The 5,451-nt window shown below is 32.0% G+C and carries 3 protein-coding genes and 3 pseudogenes; 1 reads left to right on the top strand and 5 read right to left on the bottom strand.

The window, feature by feature from the left end; genetic code table 11:
• Positions 1-119 (top strand): annotated as a pseudogene (locus FTU69_RS14540) (IS30 family transposase); the annotation flags it as partial.
• 1,276 nt (positions 120-1,395) lie between these two features.
• Here FTU69_RS14540 and FTU69_RS14855 read toward each other — a convergent pair.
• From FTU69_RS14855 to FTU69_RS14520, 5 genes and pseudogenes are all read right to left on the bottom strand, one after another.
• Positions 1,396-1,797 (bottom strand): annotated as a pseudogene (locus FTU69_RS14855) (TniQ family protein); the annotation flags it as partial.
• On the bottom strand, positions 1,797-2,741 hold the full coding sequence (locus tag FTU69_RS14535) for a TniB family NTP-binding protein (RefSeq protein ID WP_180104102.1): 945 nt from the start codon (positions 2,739-2,741) through the stop codon (positions 1,797-1,799). The gene FTU69_RS14535 and the pseudogene FTU69_RS14855, both read right to left, overlap by 1 nt.
• A 32-nt stretch (positions 2,742-2,773) precedes the next feature.
• The gene (locus FTU69_RS14530) at positions 2,774-4,690 is read right to left on the bottom strand and encodes a Mu transposase C-terminal domain-containing protein (protein WP_180104101.1); all 1,917 of its coding nucleotides are present in this window, start codon (positions 4,688-4,690) and stop codon (positions 2,774-2,776) included.
• Between the two features lie 2 nt (positions 4,691-4,692).
• Positions 4,693-5,274, bottom strand: coding sequence for a TnsA endonuclease N-terminal domain-containing protein (locus FTU69_RS14525; protein WP_180104100.1), 582 nt, complete (start codon positions 5,272-5,274; stop codon positions 4,693-4,695).
• 57 nt (positions 5,275-5,331) lie between these two features.
• Positions 5,332-5,451, bottom strand: a pseudogene (locus FTU69_RS14520) (IS30 family transposase); the annotation flags it as partial.

Raw genomic sequence — 5,451 nt, 5'->3', positions numbered from 1 at the left:
TTGCCATGTCACTGAATACTCGTCCTAGAAAAGCGTTAGATTGGCTTACACCATTAGAGAAGTTTGCTCAGCTTGTTGATTATCATAAGGCTTTTGAAACTGTCGCACCTCATGTTTGAATTCGCCATGGGTATACATTGGAGAAGAAATTTTTTCAAGTAGTAAATCAAGTGATTCTAGATTTATAAGAATGTTCCAAGGATTCGATAATTTTTTCTTAAGGAGTTGTTTAGTAACAAGTTGTGCCACCTGTAGTGGAGATTTCCCCAAGCGTTGGGCTGCTTCTTTTAAGGGAATGTAAAGATTGTCCTCAATTTGAGTAATACGATCATTAGTATGCTTTTTTCTACCTTTTGAGGTGTGGTAAGTTTGGATAGATAAAATCTTTTCCCGCGTTATATGATTTATAGAAGACTTCAAAAAAATATTATTTCGTGTTTGATCCACTTTAGGTCCATTAATAGGAAAAATACCTAAACTAGCTAGCTTTTCCGTTAGATTAGTTGGATTAACATTCAGTTCTTTTGCGACAGCACCAATAAGAATTTTTTCACAATGGAACACATCAAGGGACTGTTTAGAAATAAAGTGTTGAGTAGTCTTTAAAGCTGAGGTTTGAGTTGCTAAAGAGAGAATACGGTCCTTTATAAGAAATCTTACAGTTTCTATATTAACATTGAGGCATTTCGCTGCTTCTTTTAATGTATAAAATTCTTCAGATTTCTGAATAGTATAGTTTTCATTTTTGATACTCGAAAGTATTATCTGTATTTCATCAGATTTTGATAAGCAGGTAACGACGCTAGGTATTGAAATATAAATTTCATCCTTTTGCTGATGGAGATGTAAATGATTTAATGCGATTAAATGTTTTATCTCGTTCCTAGATTTATTTAATACCTTACAACAATCTTGAATAGTTAAGAGACCTTGATGAGTCGTTATATTAGAAAAGTCAAATTGGTCACAAGCTGATTTAATAAAATCTTTATATAGGGGAGTAAATCTATCTTTAGTAAGAAAAGGTAGCAATGCAATTCTTGGATGCATATTCGGAAGGTAATTAAATAAAATAGAGTTTATTGAGTTTTGAAAATTTGTCGTGTTGTTGAGGAAAGCATAAGCAAGATTGACTAGCTCTTCATTTTTAATGTTTAAATTATTGAAAATAATGATTTTTTCAAGTTTTGAGAAACAGTTTGTAAAAATATTTATCTTGTTTTGCTCCGCAGAGGAAAAAAGAGTATCTAACCACTCAAGGGTCTGTGTTGTATTGCAAGCTAGGGTGGGAGCAAGTCTTATATCTGTTTGACATTTTGGGCAAATACAGAGCTTAGAACGAATAATATTTAGCTTCTTAAAACAGTGGGGGCAGTGGTCTATTAACATTACCTTATGTTTAGAACATGCATAATTAAGTTTTAAAAGCCAATCTTTTCGCCAAAATTCTTGCTCTTTAAGGCATAAGGGGCAGTAATGCTGTAAATCATTATGAAAGAATTTATCAGGTATAAAAGCATTCTTCCAAAGTACCTCTGAACGTTGTGTAATTGATTTTCTTTTTAAGGATAAATGACTATTCCTAGTATCTAACCTCATTAGAGATAAGAAAGACTCAAACTTTAAATCATGACTAATTATAGATACAAATTCTTCAATACCTTTAATATCCGCTAATCGTTTGTATATGGCAGCCGCATGTTGATAAGAATTAAGTTGAATCAATCTTGTTATGAAACTTCCAGCCGACTCACCATCATAAGCTATTGGGGTAGCCGGATAAAATAACTTGTGCATTATCTAAACCTTATTTTTAAAGATAATTGATTTTTATTCATTAAAAATGGGTTTTGGTTGATGAGAGACACAAAACTTGTTAATCCAGTTTCCCATGTTTCTGCAAAGTCTATTGATTTGATATTGTAATAATTATTTTGCAAAGCCTTAAAAATCGTTTGTTTTATCAAGAGGCTAATGAAAGCAATATTTCCTCCTGTAGCTACGTATATTTGTAAGCTAAGCAATTCATCTTTTAATGGGGTTTCAAAAGTAATAGGTGTATGCTCAGTAATATTTTTTTGATAACGATCTAAGAACTTTTGTAAAGAACCATTTTGATCTAGAGAATATTCAAGCTTTTTAAAATGATAACTAAGTGGAAATCTACGGGCCAATTGCGTGTCATTCTTTATAATATTTTCAAACTCAGGTAGCCCTACTAGACAAAAGGTAATTCCTGTACGATTGACAAGATTTTTGATCCATGAAGCTACGTTTTGATTTAATCTTTTTGATGTTTTTGTTAAATCAACTAAATGATGAAACTCATCTAAAATAATCAGTTTAGTTTCACAAGTTTCAATGCATTTGCACAGTCGATTCGTGAGTTGAAGTGTATCTCCAATGGAAGGTGTTGGGTCATTAAATTGTTCTAGCATATGTGCTGCTAAAGATTTTACTGTAACAGGTGAGGGCACCTCAATGTAAAAAGCAGGGATAATTTGCTGAATAGCTCCTTCTATTCTTTTTTCAGAAGTTTTGTATTTAGACATTAAAGCTTTACAAATAGTGGTTTTTCCCATGCCGCCTTCAGCAAGAATAAAGCAACCTAAAGGTGTACCAAATATTTGAGTTTTAAGCACAGCTTCATCAACCTCAGTAAGTATTTTTTTTATATCTGGAGGGATGACAATTATGTTCTTTACTTTTTCTATTATCTGTATAAGTTCCATGGTATTCATCTAATTTCCCCTTTATATGTTAAATAGTTAAGCTAGAGTTCCATTGATTCATAATCATCATCATCTGTTGTAGATAAAGACTTATCAGCAAAGGAGGTGTTGGGTATTTGTTCTTGAGAATATTTATTCGAAGTATCTTGAGTTGATAAGATGTCCATCGAATCTGATAGTTGAGTATTAATTCGGTTTATAGGATTTGCTTGGGACAAAAGAGCTTGTATTTTTTCAGGTAAATCTAATTTTACCTTTTTTAATTTTTTATTCTCAGCGTAAGTATCTTGAATTTTGGTATAAAGTTTCCATCGAGCATATAAATCAGTATATTCACCCAATAGTCTTTGATCTTGTTGAGAAATGCTCTTTTTTTGTTCTTGAATACACAAATGTTCATAAAGAGATAAATCTTTAGTGTAAGTGGGATTGGTAGATTCAGCGACAATAAAACTATTATTTTCTTTTGGATTTCTAATATAAATTCTTTCTAGATTTGTCTCATCTACTAAAATAATAACAGTCTTATTATCATAATTTTCGTTAGTTAATACATGCGAGTAATAAGTTAGGTGGGAAAAATGTATTCTACCATTATTTACTTTTCTCTTTTTAGGAATGCGAGCTAGTATGTCCATTTCCTGTTCTGACATGGAAAGTACAGGAAACATCTTTATAGTTTCATTCCACAAAGCTAAAGGTATTCTATTGTCAATTCCACTATGTTTAGATTGATGATAAATACATTCAATCCACTCATGTATAAAATCTCTTAAATTTGAAAAAGTTAAAGATGCCCGTTTTTTTGAATTGTATTCGCCTCGAAAGGTAGCATTAGAAAAGGTTGTTCCTTTAAGCTTTTGACTAAAGCTAAAGGTAAAAGTTCGAAAAAAATTTTCGATATGTGGCTTGTCATCAGGAGTATGCTTTTGAGAGGGAATAATGGTAATTTTTCGGTTTTCACAAATACTACTAAGCGCATTATTTTTGAATTCAACACCGTTGTCAGGAATAATCGAAGAAGGGATCCCTCCTGGTAAATTTCTATGAGGGCGTGTAAACATATCTTTAAGTAAACACAATGTATTATTGCTATTAGGAGGCAATATACTTAAATGCCACCCTACAATACACTTAGAAAATACATCTATACCACAAGTTAAAGTGGGTCTTCCAATTACCTCAAATGTATGGTCATCCAAGACAATCACATCTAATAGATGAGAGTCTATCTCAATAATACTTAGTAAGAAGGGGCTATTACGTTCTTCACCTGCAGCCTTAAATTTTTTATTAGCTACCCGTATACCTTTTTTACTTCTAACAATGTCATATTGATCCAAAGCTTTTATATGACGTTGGATTGTTCTTATTGTTGGAGGTCTAGAGTAGATACCTTTCTCAAGCATTTGAGAGACAACATATGCTTCAACATCTTTCGCAGATCTTCTTTCGGCGGGTTTAAGAAAAATCTCAAATATGCCTTTTTTTAGAATGGCAACTACATCTGGTGAGAATCGTAGAGAGCGATTTCCCTGATTATGTTTGAAGTCAGTTAAAAATTTTTCTTCTTCTATAAACCTTTTGATCCAACGTATAACTGTTCTAGAACTAGGAGGGGCTACATCTTTAATATTGGATGAGACTTCTTTGATTATTGTATTAATAGCTTTATGAGATGAAAGATGAGGCAAGTGTAAGGCTGCCTCAATGTATCTTTTTTTGCGATTAATTACTTCATAATTTTGCTCATTTAAGAATGGATAAAAAGGAGCATCGCTATATTCTATCTCATGATTATTAGATAAGCGTATAAACTTATCTAACGGCATATTATAAACCTTACCGCCTTTAATAGAGGAAAATCTGACTTTATTATCAATTACAGCAGTGATTTCATAATCATTACCATACAAGATAAATCTAAAGCCCTCTCTAGGGAACAGTTCATTGCTCATAGTTACCATGACAAACTATTAATAGATATTTCTTTATGGAAAATTAAGTAATCACCTAAATTACTAGGTAAATTTAAAAGATAGAGTGACCTATACACTTCACTTGGTGTCTTATAGTATTTGTCTAGATTATGTAGGGCTTTATATATCAGTTCATCAGGCCAAGTTTGTGTATGCCCTCTTGAATAAAAAAATAAGATTCTCTGAACTAATTTATCGTTTGCAAGAACAGACTTATCTATTACATTAAATTCAATTTTTAGATAACTAAAAATTTGACCTAAATATTCTAATTTCTTCAATTGGTCACTGTTTAAATGATCGATTGAAGGTTTTACTTCATGAACTGCATATGTATGATCCTTGTATTTAATAAGAAAATCAGGATACAAAAAACTTTTGTTAAAATTGGGGATTTCAATCGCTTGAGTTCTATATGCAATAACTCTTTTATTTTGCTCTAGAGAAAGGGCGTATGCTAATTCCAATTTACTTTCAAGAGGTATCATTCCTTGATTCTTAAAACTAGGAAAAAGTGAGGTTCTTTTACCTATACTCCCTTGTTCTATTTTTCTTTTACCCATTAGAGTGCGCGAAAGATTAGTGCTTGTATAAAAAGCGCGATCTATTTGTGGGCGAATTCAAACATGAGGTGCGACAGTTTCAAAAGCCTTATGATAATCAACAAGCTGAGCAAACTTCTCTAATGGTGTAAGCCAATCTAACGCTTTTCTAGGACGAGTATTCAGTGACATGGCAAC

It is taken from the genome of Acinetobacter sp. YH12134 (assembly GCF_013418555.1).
GTDB lineage: Bacteria > Pseudomonadota > Gammaproteobacteria > Pseudomonadales > Moraxellaceae > Acinetobacter > Acinetobacter indicus.
This window is presented reverse-complemented; position numbering and strand designations above follow the sequence as displayed.